This is a genomic window from Endozoicomonas sp. SESOKO4, assembly GCF_024606275.1.
In genome coordinates this window covers 20,453-38,464 of sequence record NZ_JAHHPS010000426.1, presented here as the reverse complement: position 1 = coordinate 38,464, position 18,012 = coordinate 20,453, and the positions used below count along the sequence as shown (strand labels likewise).

At 48.1% G+C, this 18,012-nt stretch carries 17 protein-coding genes and 4 tRNA genes; 7 read left to right on the top strand and 14 right to left on the bottom strand.

All coding sequences use genetic code 11. From position 1 onward, the window contains the following. Positions 1-84: 84 nt before the first annotated feature. The 13 genes from rplL to birA form a co-directional block, all read right to left on the bottom strand. Positions 85-462 (bottom strand): 50S ribosomal protein L7/L12, encoded by a 378-nt coding sequence (rplL, locus tag KDK16_RS08560; RefSeq protein ID WP_257275609.1) that lies wholly within the window; start codon positions 460-462, stop codon positions 85-87. A 129-nt stretch (positions 463-591) separates the two neighbouring features. Beyond that, on the bottom strand, positions 592-1,122 hold the full coding sequence (gene rplJ, locus KDK16_RS08555) for a 50S ribosomal protein L10 (protein ID WP_257275608.1): 531 nt from the start codon (positions 1,120-1,122) through the stop codon (positions 592-594). A gap of 344 nt (positions 1,123-1,466) precedes the next feature. Continuing rightward, positions 1,467-2,162 carry a 50S ribosomal protein L1 gene (gene rplA / locus KDK16_RS08550; RefSeq protein ID WP_257275607.1) on the bottom strand — a complete coding sequence of 232 codons (696 nt, stop codon included), beginning with the start codon at positions 2,160-2,162 and terminating at the stop codon, positions 1,467-1,469. Beyond that, positions 2,162-2,596 (bottom strand): 50S ribosomal protein L11, encoded by a 435-nt coding sequence (gene rplK, locus KDK16_RS08545; protein WP_257275606.1) that lies wholly within the window; start codon positions 2,594-2,596, stop codon positions 2,162-2,164. Before rplK ends, rplA begins: the two co-directional genes overlap by 1 nt. A 179-nt stretch (positions 2,597-2,775) precedes the next feature. Next, positions 2,776-3,309: a transcription termination/antitermination protein NusG gene (gene nusG / locus KDK16_RS08540; protein WP_257275605.1), complete on the bottom strand. Its 534-nt coding sequence runs from the start codon at positions 3,307-3,309 to the stop codon at positions 2,776-2,778. 9 nt (positions 3,310-3,318) lie between these two features. Further along, a complete protein-coding gene (secE, locus tag KDK16_RS08535) occupies positions 3,319-3,690 on the bottom strand; it encodes a preprotein translocase subunit SecE (protein WP_257254481.1) in 372 nt (123 codons plus the stop codon). Positions 3,691-3,751: 61 nt separating this feature from the next. Next, a tRNA-Trp gene (locus KDK16_RS08530) sits at positions 3,752-3,827 on the bottom strand. A gap of 148 nt (positions 3,828-3,975) precedes the next feature. Then, positions 3,976-4,051 (bottom strand) — tRNA-Thr (locus KDK16_RS08525). 17 nt (positions 4,052-4,068) lie between these two features. Beyond that, a tRNA-Gly gene (locus KDK16_RS08520) sits at positions 4,069-4,142 on the bottom strand. A 70-nt stretch (positions 4,143-4,212) separates the two neighbouring features. Then, positions 4,213-4,296 (bottom strand) — tRNA-Tyr (locus KDK16_RS08515). A 106-nt stretch (positions 4,297-4,402) separates the two neighbouring features. Then, positions 4,403-5,101, bottom strand: a complete 699-nt coding sequence (locus KDK16_RS08510; protein WP_257254482.1) for an SPOR domain-containing protein — start codon at positions 5,099-5,101, stop codon at positions 4,403-4,405. A 94-nt stretch (positions 5,102-5,195) separates the two neighbouring features. Further along, entirely contained in the window at positions 5,196-5,948 is a 753-nt protein-coding gene (locus KDK16_RS08505; RefSeq protein ID WP_257254483.1) for a type III pantothenate kinase, read from the bottom strand. Then, positions 5,945-6,907: a bifunctional biotin--[acetyl-CoA-carboxylase] ligase/biotin operon repressor BirA gene (gene birA / locus KDK16_RS08500; protein ID WP_257254484.1), complete on the bottom strand. Its 963-nt coding sequence runs from the start codon at positions 6,905-6,907 to the stop codon at positions 5,945-5,947. The genes KDK16_RS08505 and birA overlap by 4 nt, the downstream gene beginning before the upstream one ends. 31 nt (positions 6,908-6,938) lie before the next feature. On the opposite strand from birA, the gene KDK16_RS08495 reads away from it, so the two are divergent. The 7 genes from KDK16_RS08495 to KDK16_RS08465 all read left to right on the top strand — a co-directional run bounded on the left by KDK16_RS08495 (position 6,939) and on the right by KDK16_RS08465 (position 13,484). Beyond that, positions 6,939-7,193, top strand: a complete 255-nt coding sequence (locus KDK16_RS08495; protein WP_257275604.1) for a hypothetical protein — start codon at positions 6,939-6,941, stop codon at positions 7,191-7,193. 152 nt (positions 7,194-7,345) lie between these two features. Further along, positions 7,346-8,677 (top strand): WD40 repeat domain-containing protein, encoded by a 1,332-nt coding sequence (locus KDK16_RS08490; protein ID WP_257275603.1) that lies wholly within the window; start codon positions 7,346-7,348, stop codon positions 8,675-8,677. A 193-nt stretch (positions 8,678-8,870) separates the two neighbouring features. Then, entirely contained in the window at positions 8,871-9,188 is a 318-nt protein-coding gene (locus KDK16_RS08485) for an aminotransferase class I/II-fold pyridoxal phosphate-dependent enzyme (protein WP_257255577.1), read from the top strand. A 32-nt stretch (positions 9,189-9,220) separates the two neighbouring features. Continuing rightward, complete coding sequence (locus KDK16_RS08480) at positions 9,221-10,558, top strand: WD40 repeat domain-containing protein (RefSeq protein WP_257275602.1); 1,338 nt, start codon at positions 9,221-9,223, stop codon at positions 10,556-10,558. A gap of 84 nt (positions 10,559-10,642) precedes the next feature. Further along, positions 10,643-10,861: a hypothetical protein gene (locus tag KDK16_RS08475; RefSeq protein ID WP_257275600.1), complete on the top strand. Its 219-nt coding sequence runs from the start codon at positions 10,643-10,645 to the stop codon at positions 10,859-10,861. A gap of 183 nt (positions 10,862-11,044) precedes the next feature. Beyond that, positions 11,045-12,268 (top strand): WD40 repeat domain-containing protein, encoded by a 1,224-nt coding sequence (locus KDK16_RS08470; protein ID WP_257275598.1) that lies wholly within the window; start codon positions 11,045-11,047, stop codon positions 12,266-12,268. A gap of 163 nt (positions 12,269-12,431) precedes the next feature. Further along, positions 12,432-13,484, top strand: coding sequence for a histidinol-phosphate transaminase (locus KDK16_RS08465; protein WP_257275596.1), 1,053 nt, complete (start codon positions 12,432-12,434; stop codon positions 13,482-13,484). On the opposite strand, the gene KDK16_RS08460 is transcribed toward KDK16_RS08465, so the two are convergent. Next, positions 13,485-17,798, bottom strand: coding sequence for a DUF2608 domain-containing protein (locus KDK16_RS08460; RefSeq protein WP_257275595.1), 4,314 nt, complete (start codon positions 17,796-17,798; stop codon positions 13,485-13,487). It lies immediately after the preceding gene. Positions 17,799-18,012 lie beyond the last annotated feature (214 nt).

Sequence of the window (18,012 nt, the reverse complement as noted above, 5' to 3'; positions counted from 1 at the left end):
CGGAAAAAGGCCGGTGCCATAAAGGCACCAGCCACCTGAGACTATTATGCAATAGGCTCTGGATATTTCAACGCTGTCGTAGAATTACTTAACTTCTACGGAAGCGCCAGCTTCTTCCAGCTGCTTCTTCAGGTCTTCAGCTTCTTCTTTGCTCACACCTTCTTTCAGAGGAGCAGGAGCGCCGTCTACAACAGCTTTAGCTTCTTTCAGACCCAGGCCAGTCGCGCCGCGAACAACCTTGATTACGTTTACTTTCTTGTCGCCAGCAGAAGTCAGAATGACGTCAAATTCAGTCTGTTCAGCAGCAGCAGCGCCAGCGTCGCTAGCAGCAGCAGGAGCAGCAGCAACTGCAGCAGCAGCAGAAACGCCGAACTTCTCTTCCATAGCTTCAACCAGCTCAACAACATCCATTACAGACATTTCAGCGATTGCATTCAGGATATCTTCTTTAGACAGAGCCATTGTATGTCTCCAAAAATCTTTTTTGGGGTAAAACCCCGGAATTCATTAAATAAGAGAGAAAAACCAGCCAGCAGGTCACTTCCACACCAAGGACTTCCTTTGCAGTGAACTTCATGCCTGCCAAAGGGCTTATGCGGCTTTTTTCTTCTCGTCGGCAACAGCTGCCATTACACGTGTAATGCTGCCTGGGAACTCGTTCAGAGTTCTTGCCAGCTTGGTCACAGGTGCAATCATCACACTCATCAGCATCGCGCGAGCCTGATCCAGAGTAGGCATCTTGGCCAGAACATCAATTTGCTCTGCACCCAGAACCTGTCCAGAGATGGACAGAGCCTTAACTTCCAGAGCATCGTTCTCTTTAGCGAAGTCCTTCATCAGACGCGCTGCCGCGCCCGGGTCTTCCTGAGAGAAGGCCAGCACAGTTGGACCAACCAGAGAGTCTTGCAGGCACTCGAAATCAGTGCCTTCAACAGCGCGCTTGGCCAAGGTGTTACGTACAACCTTCAGGTATACGTTACCTTCACGAGCCTGCTTACGCAGTTGCGTCATCTGGTCAACCGTGAGACCACGGTAGTCCGCGATTACAGCCGACAGAGCGCTTTGTGCAGCCTCGCTGACTTCGGCGACAATCGCCTTCTTGTCTTCGAGTCCTAACGCCATTGGCTTTACTCCAAATTATGAAGTTAACACCCAGCTCTTCAGCCACTGAAAAGCCGGGCAATTACAATACGGTGAAGGGTTAATAGCAAAACACTGTAACAGTCTTTTGTATTGCTCACCGTCTACGCAGGAAATTAAGCGTCGATCTTTTTGTCAGACCTCTGGCCCAACCCCGATTAAACAGGCACAGATCTTCACACCTACGATCTTTGACGACCTCCGAAAACCGGAGACCCCAAAGTCTTTCGGATACTGCAGACATGCTGCCTGCAGCTTTCCGCTATTCATTTACCAGCTCAAGGCTGTTTATCAGCTCAAGGCTGCTTTAAGCAAATCCGTGAATACTAGATATTCAGTGAGTTCATGTCGATGGTCAGTCCCGGGCCCATAGTAGAAGACAGGGTGACTTTCTTCATGTAAATACCCTTGCTGGAAGAAGGCTTCAGCTTCTTCAGTTCAGCCAGTAGTGCTTCAGCGTTCTCTTGCAGTGAACCCGCTTCAAAATCGATCTTGCCGATACCCGCGTGGATGATACCGTTCTTATCAGTACGAAAACGTACCTGACCGGCTTTAGCGTTTTTAACGGCTTCAGCAACGTTTGGAGTAACAGTACCCACTTTAGGGTTAGGCATCAGGCCACGTGGACCCAGAATCTGGCCCAGCTGACCTACAACGCGCATCGCATCGGGAGAAGCGATAACAACGTCAAAGTTCATTTCGCCAGCTTTAACCTGAGCAGCAAGATCGTCCATACCAACGATGTCAGCACCGGCTTCTTTGGCCGCTTCAGCGTTAGCACCTTGTGTAAACACAGCAACACGGACGTCTTTTCCGGTACCTGCAGGCAGAACGGTAGAACCACGAACAACCTGATCAGATTTACGAGGATCCACACCCAGGTTGACTGAAATTTCAACAGATTCCTTGAACTTGACGCTGGATACTTCTTTCAGGACGTTAGCCGCTTCTTCAAAGGAATAAGCCTTTTCAGCTACAACCTTCTCAGCAATCATTTTGGCGCGCTTGGACATCTTAGCCATTATTCCACACCCTCCACGTTGACACCCATGGAACGAGCGGAACCAGCGATGGTGCGGATTGCCGCATCTTCGTCTGCTGCAGTCAGATCAGGTTCTTTAATCCTGGCCACTTCCAGCAACTGCTCACGAGTAGCAGTACCTACTTTTTCTGTATTTGGACGACCGGAACCTTTCTTGAGCTTCAGAACTTTCTTCAGCAGAACGGATGCAGGTGGAGTCTTGGTCTCAAAAGTGAAACTACGATCGCCGTATACGGTAATGATTACCGGAATCGGCATACCAGCGTCCATCTCCTGAGTCTTGGCGTTGAACGCCTTGCAGAACTCCATGATGTTCACACCGTGCTGACCCAGAGCGGGACCAACAGGTGGTGAAGGATTAGCTTTACCTGCAGGAACCTGCAGCTTGATGTAAGCTTCGACTTTCTTAGCCATATCAACCTCAACAATGGGTCACCGCATCAACAGCGTCTACCGGTTTTCACCAGAAGTACCTGTTTCAGCTACCCGTTCCGGGCTTTCGCCCCTCAGATAAAAACCCTGCGCCATTCACACAGCACAGGGTCTTAAACTCTTATAGTGTCTGCTATCCCTAAAGACACGCTCAAGACAGATCAGACTTTTTCGACCTGAGCAAACTCGAGCTCAACCGGTGTAGAGCGACCGAAAATCATTACCGCCACATGCAGACGACTCTTCTCGTAGTTCACTTCCTCTACTACGCCGTTGAAGTCCGCAAACGGCCCATCAATAACCCGAACCATCTCACCAGGTTCGAACAACGTCTTGGGACGAGGTTTCTCAACACCTTCCTGAACACGCTGCAGTATCGCATCGGCCTCTTTTTCAGTGATAGGTGCCGGCTTATCCGCGGTACCACCAATAAAGCCCATCACTCGAGGAGTATCTTTAATAAGATGCCAACTATCTTCATTCATTTCCATCTGGACTAATACATATCCAGGGAAGAATTTACGCTCACTTTTGCGCTTCTGGCCGTTCCTGATTTCAACCACTTCCTCGGTAGGCACCAAAATCTCACCAAAGAGATCCTCCATACCATGAAGTTTTACGCGCTCAATCAGCGAACGCATCACCTGCTTCTCATAGCCGGAGTAGGCATGAACCACATACCAACGTTTCGCCATTATTTATCCCTATCCAATCAGGCTACTGATGATCCAGCCTAGCAGAGAATCAAGCGCCCATAAAATGAGCCCCATAATAACAACCACCGCCACAACAATCAGCGTGGTCTGAACAGTTTCCTGACGAGTCGGCCAGACTACTTTTCGAATCTCAACCTTTGCTTCTTTGACCAATGTCCAAAAAGCATCACCCTTTACGGTTTGAAGCGCAATAAACCCGGCCACTACAGCCAGAGCCACCAACGCCAACGCTCTATAGAGAACAGAATACTCACCAAAGTACACATTCCCGCCAACACCAGCAACTAACAGAACCGCCACCAGAGCCCACATGAGCCCGTCCAGTCGTCCTTTAGATGCTACTTCAGGTTTTCCACTCATTGGTTGACTATCTCTACTCGGATAAGCTTTGTCAGAACAAAACGCTGACATAAAATAGAAATGGCAGGCCAGGAGGGAATCGAACCCCCAACCCCCGGTTTTGGAGACCGGTGCTCTACCAATTGAACTACTGGCCTGTATCTTTGAGCAGTCTTGTTATACCCACCCCGATACAAGGACCGATCAATTATAATCGACCCCAATCAAGCTGAAAAGTCTTATTCTTTTTTAAACCTCTTTTAACAGAGGCCAGAAACAGGAGTAAACTACCGTATTTCTATCATATGGAGCTCTTGAGCAGATTTGAACTGCCGACCTCACCCTTACCAAGGGTGCGCTCTACCAACTGAGCTACAAGAGCACTTAAATCAGAATCAATGGAGCGGGTAGCGGGGATCGAACCCGCATCATCAGCTTGGAAGGCTGAGGTTCTACCATTGAACTATACCCGCGAAGCAGGACCACATCATGCAGTATGCCCACTTATCAAGCCAACTTACAACAAAAGAAGACCTGGCAATCTGGTGGTGGGGGCTGGATTCGAACCAGCGAAGCTTTCGCGTCAGATTTACAGTCTGATCCCTTTGGCCGCTCGGGAACCCCACCAAGTGCTGCGCTATTTTATTCAGGAGCTTTTCAATGTCAAGTTTGTTTCCCTGCAAACGATACAGAAAGCCTGCTTTATTTAACCGCCCCGAAGCGCAGGCGTATATTAGTGAATCGAATCATCGGATGCAACGCTTTTGCAGTTTTTTTCCAGCATTTTCAGATCATTGTATTCGTCGGCCTGTCTCTCCCAAAAACCAGCACTTAACTTTTTTGCTTCTGAATCCGTCATCTCCAGCCAGAAAGTTTCAGGCTCACGGGGCAACTTTTTAATAGCGGGTTCATAACCCGCTTCTTGTACACGACGACTGACTTCATTTGCCGAAACCTCTTTACTGAATAACCCCAGAGATATGCCATTGGCCAGTTCTCCCTGTGTAATCACAAAACTGTCTATCCCCTGCCCCTGCAATTCTCTTAACAATCTTATTGCCGCCTGACGATTACTTCGGGGCGGAATATGCACCCAGTAGTCTGCAAGCATTACCTCATTGTCAGAGCGTTCTCTACTCGAAACACCCACTGAAAAGAGTTTTTGCTGCAGACTGTCTGCTTTTGCTGAGGATTCAAAAGGTCCCACTACAAGACACTGAGCTTCAGCGATTCCCTTGGTTTCTTTTTTCTTCAGTGTTTGCTCAGGAAGTGTTGACGCCATTTCAGAGAGCAGCATCAATCTTTTACCTGCCTGTACAGGCACTTCGGTGTCGACTTTTATTGCCCGATAAGGCTTATGAGACTGGTGATAATAGCCCCAAACAAAGTAGCCGACATTGGACAAGAGAAGTATTAGAACGATCCAGCGCATACTAAAAACCGAATTTTGAAAGTTACACCCTATAAAGAACCTCTTTAAAAAGTATGACTTCCCGTTAATTGTTAATCAGAGTGATCAATTAACATTATTGTCTTTCAGAGGCAATCGAGAGTCCATCCAAAACCAGCTCTTCAATCAGAACCTGCTCTATTTCTTCCTTTATATAGGCTTGCAACAAAGAGGCATCACCTCCGGTTAAAAACAAACGGGCTCCCGGCCATTTGAGACAAGTCTCATTAATGAGAGATACTGCCATGGCCAGAACACCATGATTAATGCATTCTGAAGTGACAGTGCCCAGTGCCGTCGCCTCTGCAGGATGCTCAATGTTGTCGAGATTGGCTGTATTGACCGCCAGAGCTTTCTTCATCAGACGGATACCCGGAACAATGAAGCCCCCCTGATGATCTCCCTGGCCATCAATTACATCCACTGTAATAGCTGTACCACAACTAACAACGACTTTGGTGTCGTCGAGTGGATGAGCATGTGCCGCTAGCATGGCCAGCCAACGATCTACACCCAACCTCTCTACTTCTTTATAGATAACCGTGAGACCAGCAAAGGTTTTTTGGGTTTTGGCAATAAATGGCTCTATGCCGGTAGCTTCTGACAATATGCGCAACAACTGACCTAATCTTGCGTTTCCAGAGACTGTCGAAATAGCAATGGAATGAAGAGTACCCCATTGTTCCAGCAGCAGAGACAAGATAATCTGCCAGTCAGCATCATTATTAATGAAGCCTGACTGAACGGCAGCTCTACCCGCCATCAGACGCCATTTGAGCCGCGTATTTCCTGCATCCAGCTGCAGCTGACTACCCGTGAGTTTGTTCATGACTGACGTAATGACACTTCACCACCATTAAACACATGAAGACCAGAAGCTGTCTCAAGCAGCAGTCCACCCTGATCATCCACTCCCATGTAACGCCCTGTTACGGATCGGGTAGAAGCCATTATTGTAACTTCCCTGCCATGAAAGGCATCGTATTCATACCATTGTTCCCTGTACAGTTTAAAGCCACCTTGTCCGAACCCATCGAGTAAATGTGTCAGAGTATTGATCAACTGACCTGCGACCGCGTTTCGACTCACCGCTCTGCCACACACCCGGAAAAGGTCGATAGCAGGCTGACCCACTGACGCCAACTGCTCATCACTTAAACGGACATTAATGCCTATCCCAATCACCACTTCACACTCTCCCGTGGGATCTCCATGAACTTCCAGTAACACACCGCAGAGTTTTTTACCCTGCCAAAGAACGTCATTGGGCCATTTAAGCTTTAACTCTCTGGCTCCCAGTGTTTCCAATGCTTTCGCAACACCCAGACCGACCGCAAGACTGAGCCCTTCCAGCGAAGCCGTTCCCTCACCGCTCTGCCACAAGGCTGATAAACACACTGTTGAACCAAAAGGACTGCTCCATACACGACCCCGTCGCCCCCGCCCTTTTAACTGATGCTCAGCCAGACAAAAACGGATGACCCCTTCGGAAACCGGTCCAAGGGCACGAACCAGATCATTGGTTGACTTTGTAATAACGCAGGTATGAACTTCAGATTTATTACGAACGTCAGGATCTATAAAGCTTTCAATCTTTTTGTGATCAAGAAGCTCAACACCACCGCCGAGGCGGTAACCCTTACCTCGCACAGAATCCAGTGCCAGGCCAAGCTCTTCAACCGCTTTCAGTTTTTTCCAGACAGCTGCCCGGCTAATCCCAAGATGCTCACCCAGTTCTTCACCGGAATGGAATTGTCCATCTGCCAACAAGCCCAGTAATTTATCCATCAACCACTCCCAACAACTGAGAGCAAATAATATGCGCTTCATTCCAGCTGCTCAAATCATTCAGACATTCAGTCTGATTCAGCAGATGCCAGAAGAAGCGGTTACAAGAGGCGTTACAGAAGTGCATAATGCTTCGCTGCGTACAACCTTCTTAAGTCACATTGTTCACAGCGGTTCTTCAAGGAACGATATTGCAGTGGGTCTTTTAGTTTTCTTTCACCCGGACCGAGCTTATACTCAACCTCAAGCGATCAGTCCGGATGCTCTCTTTTGCAACTCTGCGTGAGAGAGAGGTTTTTCATCCAAGATACTGAAAGTACTGAAAGCGCTCCTGTCATGAAGAAGTCTCAACTCTCTATCTTCACTGTTTTTTGTCATAGCCACGCCGGCTCCGGAAACTTTCCGAATGATTCAAAGCCGGAACTCTGGAGGAAGGTAATGAACTTTGGAAAGGGTCTGACTATCGCAAGTCTGCTTATCTCTCTGCCATTAAACCTTACAAAAGCTCAATCAGGCTTTAATCAGCGAGCACAAATACCTCCTCAATTATTCTATGAAATTAACACAGATCCGAACCAGCCACAGGCAATACCCACTTCAACGCCCACTGTCGCACAGCCAGCACCTTGTGGACCCCACAGTGCTTTGAGTATTGCATGGAATAAAAACAGTACGCTCATGGCTGTGGGAGTCGGTTCCGGCGCTATTCGCTGCGGCCTTGCAGGATCCTTGCAAATCTTTAATGTGAGTTCAGGGATCCCCAGACTTCTGCGTACCATACACGCAACAAACTGGATAAAAAGCGTTACTTTCAGCCCCGACGGCACTCAGCTTGTAACGGGAGGGGATGATAATACGGTCAATGTTTATGAAGGGGTGAGCCCGTTCAACCACCTGCAAACCCTGACCGAAGCGGGAAGCGATGTAAATACTGTTGCCTTTAACTCCAACGGCACCCTGCTGGCAGCCGGGGGGGAAGATTCAGAGGTCAGGCTTTATATTAAAAACGTGAGAAATCTGTTCACCCTCGTGAAAACCCTGTCCGATGCAAGAGGCCATATAAAAGGCGTTGACTTCCACCCCATCAACGGCCAGCTGGCAGTCGCTGAGCAACGCAGCAGGTTAAGAATTTATAGCGGGATCAGCCCGTATAACCGCCTGGAAAACTTGTTCGTTTCAGGCAGCTTTTTGTTGACTGTTGCCTACAACTCCGACGGCACCCTGCTGGCATGTGCGGATACTAGAAAAACAGTCAGGCTTTATAATGGGACGAATCCGGACGAAAACAGCCCTCTGCAAACCCTCGTGTTACCGCAACGGATAGAAAGCATTGTCTTCAACCAAGAAGGTACCCAGCTGCTAATTGGTTATGTAAATGGAGGCGTCGATGTTTATGGGGAACTCAAGTCGTCACCCCGCGTGACAATTATTCCGATAGCAATGCCATTATCGCCAGCATACGCCCTTGCATTCAGCCCTGACGGCAAATGGCTGTCAATTGGTAGATTGGATCGTGCCCTGATGTATAGGGTCGATGGTGTAAGATTACCTACAGCTCAAGCCAGCACAACTGAAGCGATTACAACAGCAGTCGCTGCAACAGCGGTCAATACAACAGCAGTCAATACAACAGCAGTCAATACAACAGCAGTTAATACAACAGACGCCAGTACCGGAACCACCACAGAAATAGATAATTCTTCGACGCTTAAAGCCCTTTCGCTAATCGTACTATTAACAGCAGTTCTCCAGGACATCGTACTGCAATGACATTTCCGGAAAACTATCTGGCCAATTCAGACACGGTCATGGATGATCTTTTGGGTTGATCCGACCTTCCAGAAAACAAATAACAGACTCATGTTATTAAGCCTGCCCACGGCTGCTCATGTGATTTTCCTTGTCTTGCCCGACGAGCTTTGCATACACTGGCACCCTGGAAGAACAAGCAGGAATGTTTGTCATGAGTATTTTCAAATCCCACATTGTCCAAATGGGAGCTTATACCCCACCTCTGGAAGGCCGGGACTCTCATGACCACCTGCTGCTGGACTTTAATGAGCGAACCCTGCCAGTTTGTCCTTCAGTAAAACAGGCGATGATTACCAACGGCTCCGACCAGGGTATTGACCTGATCATCCGCTCAGCCTGCCATCAAGGTGAAGAAGCCATCATTCCCGACCCCTCATTCGCCATGTATCACCAGCTGGCCAAGGCAGAAAACCTCAACATATTTTCACCGTTTTTTGTCATGGCCACGCTGGCTCTGGGAACTATCTGAGTCATTCAAAGCCGAAATTCTGGAGGAAAATAATGAACTTTGGAAAAGGTCTGGCTATTGCAAGTCTGATTATGTCTCTGCCAGGAAGCCTTACACAGGCTCAAATGTTAGGCTCGAATCAGCGAGCACAAATACCTCCTCAATTATTCTATAAAATTGCTATAGATCCGGACCAGCCACAGGCAATACCTACTTCAACGCCCACTGCCACCCCGCCAGCACGTTGTGGACCTCACTGGGCTTTCAGTATTGCATGGAATAAAAACAGTACGCTCATGGCTGCGGGAGTGGGTTCCGGCAATAGGGTCTGCGGTCGTACAGGAGACCTGCGAATCTTTGATATGAGTTCAGGAATCCCCAGACTTCTTCGTACCATACACGCAACAGAATGGGTAGAAAGCGTTGCTTTCAGCCCCGACGGCACTCGGCTTGTAACCGGAGGGTATGATGATACGGTCAATGTTTTTGAAGGGGTGAGTCCGTTCAACCACCTGCAAACCCTGACAGGGGGAAGGGAAATAGAAACTGTTGCCATTAACTCCAACGGCACCCTGCTGGCAGCTGGGGGGACTGATGCAGAAGTCAGGCTTTATCTTAAAAACAGGAGAAACCTGTTCACCCACGTGAAAACCCTGACCGATGCAAGCAGCGATATAGAAGGCGTTGACTTCCACCCCATCAACGGCCAACTGGCAGTCGGCGAGCGAAGCCATAGAGTAAGAATTTACAGCGGGATCAGCCCGTATAACCGCCTGAAAGAGTTGTTCGTTTCACGCGGCCAGGTATTGGCTGTTGCCTACAATCCCAATGGCACCGTGCTGGCAACTGCGGATGATAAAAAAAAGATCAGGCTTTATAATGGGACGGATCCGGACGACAACAATCCCCTGCAAACCCTTTCGGTAGCGGCACAGATATTGAGCATTGCCTTCAACCGAAAAGGTACCCAGCTGCTAGTTGGGTATAGAAATGGAAGGGTCCATATTTTTGAGGGAATCGGATCCTTAGCCCTCTTGGACACTCTGCCGTTCGTAGCGCCACCGTCGCCACAATACGCCCTTGCATTCAGCCCCGACGGCAAATGGCTGTCAACCGGTAGAGATGGAGATATCTTGATGTTTAGGGTCGATGGTGTAAGAGCACCTACACCTACAACTCCAGCCAGCTCAACTGAAGCGATTACAACAGCAATCGCTGCAACAACAGTCAATATGACAGCAGTCAATATGACAGCAGTCAATATGACAGCAGTCAATACAACAGACGCCAGTACTGGAACCAGCACAAAAATGGATAATTCTTCGACGCTTAAAGCCCTTTCCCTAATCACTCTATTAACAGCAGTTCTTCATAGCATCGTAATGCAATGATATTTTCGGAAAACTATCTGGCCAATTCAGACTCATGAGAGAACTGAATAGGCCAAATGGCTCTCCGAATTCTGTACTTTTTTAATGACTTATCACCCCGCTCCTGCAATACCGATCTTATACACCTTGATCTATCCATCATGTCCTCCGGAAAGTGGACCCGGTTTGGTGCCGGTGGCAATCTATCGCTACCAGAGTGGCAGTCACCGCAGAGGTTCGTTCATCAGGTATTACAACAATGCCTTTTACAGCATCGTCACACACTACAGTCAGCTCGGGATTCAGGCGGGCTGGCAGCCATAATTGGAGTGTTCCAACCTAAACATGAGAATTATTACTATTTGTATTTGCGAGGTGGTGTGCAATTGATACGGATCAACAGATTACCGGTGAAAAGTTCTGATGAACAGCACTGGATCCAGGAGGCTGTCCGAGAATGGACTGCCCTACTGCGGTTGTTGAAAAACAGAGTTCTGGAGAAAGGTAATGAACATTGAGATGATTCTGGCAACTGCTAGCTTGGCTATCTTTCTGGCATTAAGCTGTTTACAAGCGCAGGTCCAAAAGCCTCAATTAATCCATGAAATTGATGTAGATCCAAACCAGTTACCGCCCCCCCTGTCAAAACATTGCCCGCCCCACAGAGTTTTAAGTATTTCATGGGATAAAGATAATAGGCTCATGGCAGTAGGAATTGGTTCCGGCGGAGGCGGATGCTCTTTTTCAGGCGCTGTACAATTTTTTGATATAACTGACCGGGGAGAACCCAGACTCCTGAAAACCCTGCACTTGACAGACTGGGCAGGAAGCGTTGCCTTCAACCCCAAACGGACTGAACTGGCAATCGGCGGGCATGATAAAAAGATCTACATCATAAATGGTACAAGCCCTTTCAACGTTCTGAAGATCCTGCCCGAAGCAACAGACAAAATACAGTCTGTTACTTTCAACCCCAATGGCACCCAACTGGCAGCCGGGGGATATGATACAGAGGTCAGGCTTTATAACGTGACAAATAGGTTCAGACTTATGAAAGTGCTGTCCGAATCGAGAGGCCGAATAACAGATATTGACTACCATCCCAGCCTTGCCGAGCTGGCCGTTTCGTCGGAAGATCACAGACTAAGAAAATACAGCGGGATACCCCCATTTACCCTGAAACAAGAGTTGAACGATTTAAATACCGAGTTACAGGCCGTTGCATACAACCCCGACGGAACCCAGCTGACTATTGGAGGCAATCGTACATTTGTCATGATTTATGATTTATTGCAGCAGCACTTCTACTCATACTCGTTTTCCGTGCCAGACTCGGTAACGAGCATTTCTTACAACAAAAGCGGTATCGAGATGGCCATTGGGTTTCTGAACGGAGAGATCATGGTTTATAAAAAAGAGGAGGATATTCCAACTCCCATCAACATTTACAGCCTTTACGGAGGATCAACAAGAATGATATACAGCCCTGATGGAAAATTGCTGGCAACCTGGGGGAGTGATGACAAGATCATGATGTATCAGATCGTGTCAAGAACGGTTACAGGAGCAGTTACCAAAACAGTTACCGAAGCAGTTACCACAACAGTTACCGAAGCAGGCTCAGAAGTCAGCACTGAGTCTGGCACTGAATTAAAAAATGCTTCGACTCTTGTAGCCCTTACTTTTGCTGCCTCATTAACTGCTGCTCTCGAAGGCATCATATTCCGATGATGATGCAGCAGCTATAGCCAAACGGTTTAAGGAAATGGCCAGAGTTTGCTTATTGCTTCGCAAAAGGATGGGGAACCTCGCGCTTTAAGTTGGCTTGTCTGCCACGCTCTGCATATACTTGCGCTGCTAATCAGGACTACAAGAGCAAGCAGGCACGTTGATCATGAGTATTTTTAAATCCCACATTGCCCAAATAGGAGCTTATACCCCACCTCTGGAAGGCCGGGATCCTCATGACCACCTGCTGCTGGACTTTAATGAGCGTACCCTGCCAGTCTGCCCTTCAGTAAAGCAGGCGTTGATTGATTTCATTCAGGATGATCGTCTGCAGTGCTACCCATCCTACGGGAACATTACTACAAAGATTGCCAGATACTGCAATGTTGATGCCGCACAGGTGATGATCACCAACGGCTCCGATCAGGGTATTGATCTGATCATCCGCTCAGCTTGCAGTGAAGGTGAAGAAGCCATTATTCCCGGCCCCTCATTCGCCATGTATCAACAGGTCGCCAAGGTAGAAAACCTTAAAATCATTGAGCCTTCGTATTCTGTAGATCAAGGCTTTCCCAAGCAGACCGTGCTTGATGCCATTTCCGACAAAACCCGGCTTATAGTGATGGCCAATCCCAACAACCCAACGGGTACTGGTGTGGCCAGAGAAGATATTCTTGAAATTGCAGCCGCAGCACCCAAAGCCGCCATTCTTGTGGATGAATGTTATTTTGAATACACACAGGAAACGGTAGCAGATGTCGTTGAGCAGTACCCCAACCTGCTGATTACCCGCACCTTCTCAAAAACCTGGGGATTGCCTTCTGTTCGTCTCGGTTATGTCATCAGTAATAGCGGGAATATACGAGCACTGCTGAATGTTCGTGGCCCTTACGACGTTAATCAGCTGGCGGTGGTTGCAATTGATGCAGCACTCTCCAACCCGGGCTACACCGAACTGTATGTTAAAGAAGTGATGGAGGTCTCCAAACCAATGTTTGAAGATTTTCTGAACAGGAAAGGGATTGATTACTGGCCCAGTGTCGCTAACTTTATCTGGACATTCCCGAATAATCCGGATGAGATCGAAAAACACCTCAGGGCTCACCATATTCTGGTTCGACCGAAGGCCGATGAAAGTGGCAGAGTCGGCTTAAGAATTAATCTGGGCAATGAGGCTCAGACTGAGTTTCTTATCCGAACCTTGTCGCTGATTCTCTGATTATTTAACACCAATTACTGGTCTCCCCAAATGCCGGGGAGGCTGATAGTCTCTCGGTAATTTATAGTTTTGCCACTCAAAACTGGGGTTGAACACTTTCAAACTATCAAACTTACCCCTCATTGAGGGTGATTCGTTTATATAGATCGCTCTTAATTCTTCAGAACTCCAGCCCCTGACATCGGACAACTTCTGCAACTCAGTAAATCGCTCAAAACTGATATCAGGACCTTCTCCATCTTCAGACATGAACGTGTCTTTAATAGCAGCAAAATCCACCCTGTAGGTCATCGGTTTAGCGCCATAAAAGTGGAATGTTGTATAGGGTATGCCACGTTGATCAGCGGCCTTTTCAACAGAATCCAACATGCCCTGCACGTCGTCTACCATAACGACGTGCTGTGCCGGGTGCCCGGATGTGTCGAGGTAGTGATGCAAGCCCTGACCCTTGGTTTTCAGTGGCCCCGTTTGGACTTTGATCGTGATTGCATCATCAAACAGATGTCTGTCGAGTTGCGTTTTTTCAAGTTTTTCTCTCAAAGAGTCTTCTTCATTGGCGGTAAGCAGGATAATTTTGGCATTACCCGGACCCGCCTTTGTTCGAATGTCCTGAATGATTTTGGCCGTATCAGGATTGACCATACGCCTCTCCTGACGACCACCAGCCACTATATCTTTGGCGATGAGCGTTTCATCCAAATCAAAGCAGACCACAACAGGTTCGCCAGGCTTGATGTGCGCCAGCACTTCCCCAATGTTTTCTGATTTCTCCAATCTTTTTGACTCGCGAACCAGCACAGGTTCTGGTATGACCTGCACTGCTTCCGGTGCTTTGGCTTCAACTACTGCCCCCTGCACATCTTGCCCCCAGGTCATGACCTGACGACCACGATCCATCAGGTTCAGCTTGATATCGTCTTTGACTTCTCTAGCCCTCCCCCTGAGAGCACGATTTTGTATTTTCCAGTCATCACCCGGGAATGCCCGTTTCAAGTTTCTTTCGATCTCTTCAGCTCTAAGACCTAAATCGCGTCGTATCTCAGCCAGTTCCTGCGAGGCAAGGTTTATATCTCTGGCAGCACGATCAGAAAGCCTTAACACCTCAACCATCAATGCTTTCATTTCATTGGGTCTGGATACTTTCGCTTGGTCCATTCTCATCTGCAGAGAACTCATCTGGCTGCGCTTCAGGTTCAACCCTCCCCAGAGGAAATCCCAACCCGCTTCAGAGAAACATCTGGATAGATTCGCTTCTACCTCCACCGGACTCAATTGGAGTTCAGGTCGAATCTGTACCAGTTCCTGAGCAGCCTGCTTTCGACTTTGTGATGCAGCTGGAGATAACTTCCATAAGTCATCCATTAGTTGTTTCATTGCAGCCGGTTTACTAATCGGTTGAGCATTGATCACCTGTTGCTCAGCCCTGTCGATATTAGCCTTTACATTCATATCTATATCAGGACCACAGAACTCATCCCACTCCCGCTCTGTCGGAAACGCAGCATTAAAGTTGGTTTCCTGAACATCTTTCATCGCCTGATCAATCTGTGTATCGCTGTTTCTGAGTTGTTGAAACGTTTCATAAGCCGTTCGACGTGTACTTCTTTGCTCAGTGGTCAGACGCCCCAGATTCTTGATCAGATAGCGACACCAGTCTTGCCCTTTGTTTGGATCGAAGACGTCAAAACGTTGCTTCAAAGGTTCGACTTCACTGGGTCTTTTGAGCTGATAGGTCCCGTCCCACAGAGAAGGCCATAGCTCACGCCCGGGAGCTTTTTCCAACCCTTTGATAATTTCATCTCTGGCAGGCGCTCCGTTCACATTTGTGGATAACCAGTCAGCGGCCTCTTCAATACTTTTCTGGCATTGTTCAGGCACTCTTTCCAGATGCTCAAAGACCCCGATCAGATGACCATAATTTCGATCATTAGCCAGACAGAGGTTGGAGCTATCAATCTCCCTGTCATAGTGCTCATCACTCAAAAACTCTGGGGAGTACGCCTGGACGGAGACATTGTTGAAGTACGCCCTGGCTTCATCCGTCGGTGTGCCATCGGGATTGAGTACAGGAAACATCTGCCTGTTTTGCGCATCCACTACGATAAATCGCCCGGATGACTTCAGTCTTTGCACAAAGGTATAGTGGCCTGCACCACCACTGGTACCCGATTTAAGGACAACGTATCGGTCACTATCAAAAGCCTCGGCTAATGGTCTTTTGGCCGCACCTGGCTGTCTTTGCTGACCCTTTTTGATGGCTTCGAAAAATTCACCCACACGATTCTGAAACTCATGGTGATGCTGCTTTTCCTCAAGACCATCAACCTGAACCCAACCCACAATAGGTGTCGTCTGACTGGCATCAAAAGCAAGCTCTATCGGCGTTGAAATGCCATGAACCTGGTTATAACCCCTGCCTCTGGCAAAGTGCTCCAGAGAGTTGGCAAAGCCCTGACAATTTGAGTTACCCGCAGCCTGTCTTTTATACAGTTCAGACACAACGCTGTTAAGCAGTTCAAATTCAACTTCTTCATCGGCTGAAATCAGCGTCTGCTTATGAGGTGTCAGTCTATCCAGCTCGGCAAGGTGACCTGCTCTTTCACCGCCAAAACTTCTTTCGGTTATCTGCCGTTTGGCTTCATCCTTATCAATCCGTCCGAACTGGTATTCAAGTTTAATTCTGGAGCAGTTATGAGCCCGATCCATATCTTCTTTGATCAGGTCAAATGTTTCTGCGTCCATATTCTGTTGCATCTCATTTAGCAACTGTCGATGCTGTTCTTCCAGATCACTTTCAGCATTCTCAAAGGAGCCTGCATTAACCGGATGCTGATTAAACTGCTCACTAACAAGCCGGTCGGGTTGCTGGCGGGATGGCTGCAGACTATCCCACCGGGCCTTCATAGTCAGGAATTGTTGTTGAGTGTCGTCCATTCCCGACAATGGCCATGAAGCCTGCTCTAATGGCATAGCGATCGCAGCAGAAGCTACGGACGGTTTTTCCGGAATGGCAGGAGGTGTCATTGCTGTCTGCTGAGCTGTCTGCTCAGCGACAGAGGCTCCTTCCATTGATGGAACCCTGGTTTTGGCCGTTACCACAATTAACCCGGAAAACTCACGGATGTAATCCTGCCGAAGAGGACTTCTATTCAGAACTCCACGTGCCAGCTCTTCATCGGTATTTAAAAGATCAACAGCCACCGCAAGGTCTGCATCTTTTACATCCGGGTTGAATGCCTGAGCTTTTTTAAAGGCTTCAAGCTGCTCTGCTGTTGCTGCTGCTACCGGTAGCTGTGGGCCAACAAAGTCATCGCTCACATCGCTCAATGAGCTCTGGCACGTTTGCCAATCTTCATCATCCGACTCGTTGCTGTCGTCAGTAGATTCCGAAGACTCCCTCAAGAACTGCAGTAAGTCTTCAAGATTGGTAAAGACAGGTGTAGAGTCAACGTCATCTGTGGCAAAAGCTCCGTACATTAACTTGCCTTCCTGAACCAAACGCCCCAGTTCGTTGAGTTGAGGATCATCAAACTGCATATTATCCAGACAGGCGTTGACCATTTCATCGGTCATCACTTTATCCCGATAAGCCTGTTTCATGTCCTGAACGGTCAAACCGTATTGTCTGTCTCCGATAATCGCTACAAATAACTGGCAGGCTTCGTCGATCAGCTTCTCTTTTAATTTCGGTGGCGTATTTGGAGACAATCGTTGAGGCTGCTTGACATTATCAAGTGCATGACTAAAGCCGGCTTGCTTCCGATCCTGTCTGGTATGTTGAACGCCTCTGGGTGGGTTTGCCTTGAAATAATCAATAGCACGATCCATCATGCCAAAATGCAGGTCCAGATCACCCGTATGCGGTGAGGTGAAGACTCTTTTCCCTGATGCATTCGCTCTTGCGTGGGGCAAGGCCAGGTCATAAGGCTTCTCTTCATCAGGAGCCCGGTGTCTTGCACATTGAATCCGGATATCCACTTTCTCGGATTCCATAAAGTCCCTTAAATGGGCTTCCCAGTCACCCCCGTCTCTGCTTTTAGTGGTCAAACAGAACATTGTTATCAGGTTTTCAACTGCTGCCTGTATTTCATATTCTGGCGCTTTGTTCAAGAGTAACTGAACCAACTCAACCTCAGCCTCATGCAGTACCGTCAGGCTGGCCTGATTTACGGCTACAAACTCATCATTCCACTCACTGGCTTTTCTTGGCGTGGCCGGATTTGTGATTGACACATCTCTTTTGAACAGCGGGGTTGCAGTCCCGGTGGCCGTTTGTACTATACGACTAACACCCTGCAACTCCGGCTTATCCATGAGTTCGTTCTCTCGCTCGTAATAAATTTTTACGGAGCGACAAAAAGCAGTGTATTTATCAGACGGCCCCCGAACCCAACCGACTTTTTCCGATGACAATTGCCCCCTATCAAGGATGGGGTAATGGCCTGCAGCGTCTTTACGGGATTGAAAGAAACTCAGAAATGATTGAGGAGAAAACGGAACCACTATGACCTCCTGGATTCAGCAAAGC

What these genes read in the sequence shown, in the direction of transcription:
- KDK16_RS08460 (WP_257275595.1), bottom strand. Translation starts at nt 17,798, where the DNA reads ATGGATAAGCCGGAGTTGCAGGGTGTTAGTCGTATAGTACAAACGGCC.
- rplL (WP_257275609.1), bottom strand. Translation starts at nt 462, where the DNA reads ATGGCTCTGTCTAAAGAAGATATCCTGAATGCAATCGCTGAAATGTCT.
- nusG (WP_257275605.1), bottom strand. Translation starts at nt 3,309, where the DNA reads ATGGCGAAACGTTGGTATGTGGTTCATGCCTACTCCGGCTATGAGAAG.
- rplJ (WP_257275608.1), bottom strand. Translation starts at nt 1,122, where the DNA reads ATGGCGTTAGGACTCGAAGACAAGAAGGCGATTGTCGCCGAAGTCAGC.
- KDK16_RS08465 (WP_257275596.1), top strand. Translation starts at nt 12,432, where the DNA reads ATGAGTATTTTTAAATCCCACATTGCCCAAATAGGAGCTTATACCCCA.
- KDK16_RS08480 (WP_257275602.1), top strand. Translation starts at nt 9,221, where the DNA reads ATGAACTTTGGAAAAGGTCTGGCTATTGCAAGTCTGATTATGTCTCTG.
- secE (WP_257254481.1), bottom strand. Translation starts at nt 3,690, where the DNA reads ATGAGTGGAAAACCTGAAGTAGCATCTAAAGGACGACTGGACGGGCTC.
- birA (WP_257254484.1), bottom strand. Translation starts at nt 6,907, where the DNA reads ATGGATAAATTACTGGGCTTGTTGGCAGATGGACAATTCCATTCCGGT.
- KDK16_RS08470 (WP_257275598.1), top strand. Translation starts at nt 11,045, where the DNA reads ATGAACATTGAGATGATTCTGGCAACTGCTAGCTTGGCTATCTTTCTG.
- KDK16_RS08490 (WP_257275603.1), top strand. Translation starts at nt 7,346, where the DNA reads ATGAACTTTGGAAAGGGTCTGACTATCGCAAGTCTGCTTATCTCTCTG.
- KDK16_RS08495 (WP_257275604.1), top strand. Translation starts at nt 6,939, where the DNA reads ATGCGCTTCATTCCAGCTGCTCAAATCATTCAGACATTCAGTCTGATT.
- KDK16_RS08510 (WP_257254482.1), bottom strand. Translation starts at nt 5,101, where the DNA reads ATGCGCTGGATCGTTCTAATACTTCTCTTGTCCAATGTCGGCTACTTT.
- KDK16_RS08505 (WP_257254483.1), bottom strand. Translation starts at nt 5,948, where the DNA reads ATGAACAAACTCACGGGTAGTCAGCTGCAGCTGGATGCAGGAAATACG.
- rplK (WP_257275606.1), bottom strand. Translation starts at nt 2,596, where the DNA reads ATGGCTAAGAAAGTCGAAGCTTACATCAAGCTGCAGGTTCCTGCAGGT.
- KDK16_RS08475 (WP_257275600.1), top strand. Translation starts at nt 10,643, where the DNA reads ATGACTTATCACCCCGCTCCTGCAATACCGATCTTATACACCTTGATC.
- KDK16_RS08485 (WP_257255577.1), top strand. Translation starts at nt 8,871, where the DNA reads ATGAGTATTTTCAAATCCCACATTGTCCAAATGGGAGCTTATACCCCA.
- rplA (WP_257275607.1), bottom strand. Translation starts at nt 2,162, where the DNA reads ATGGCTAAGATGTCCAAGCGCGCCAAAATGATTGCTGAGAAGGTTGTA.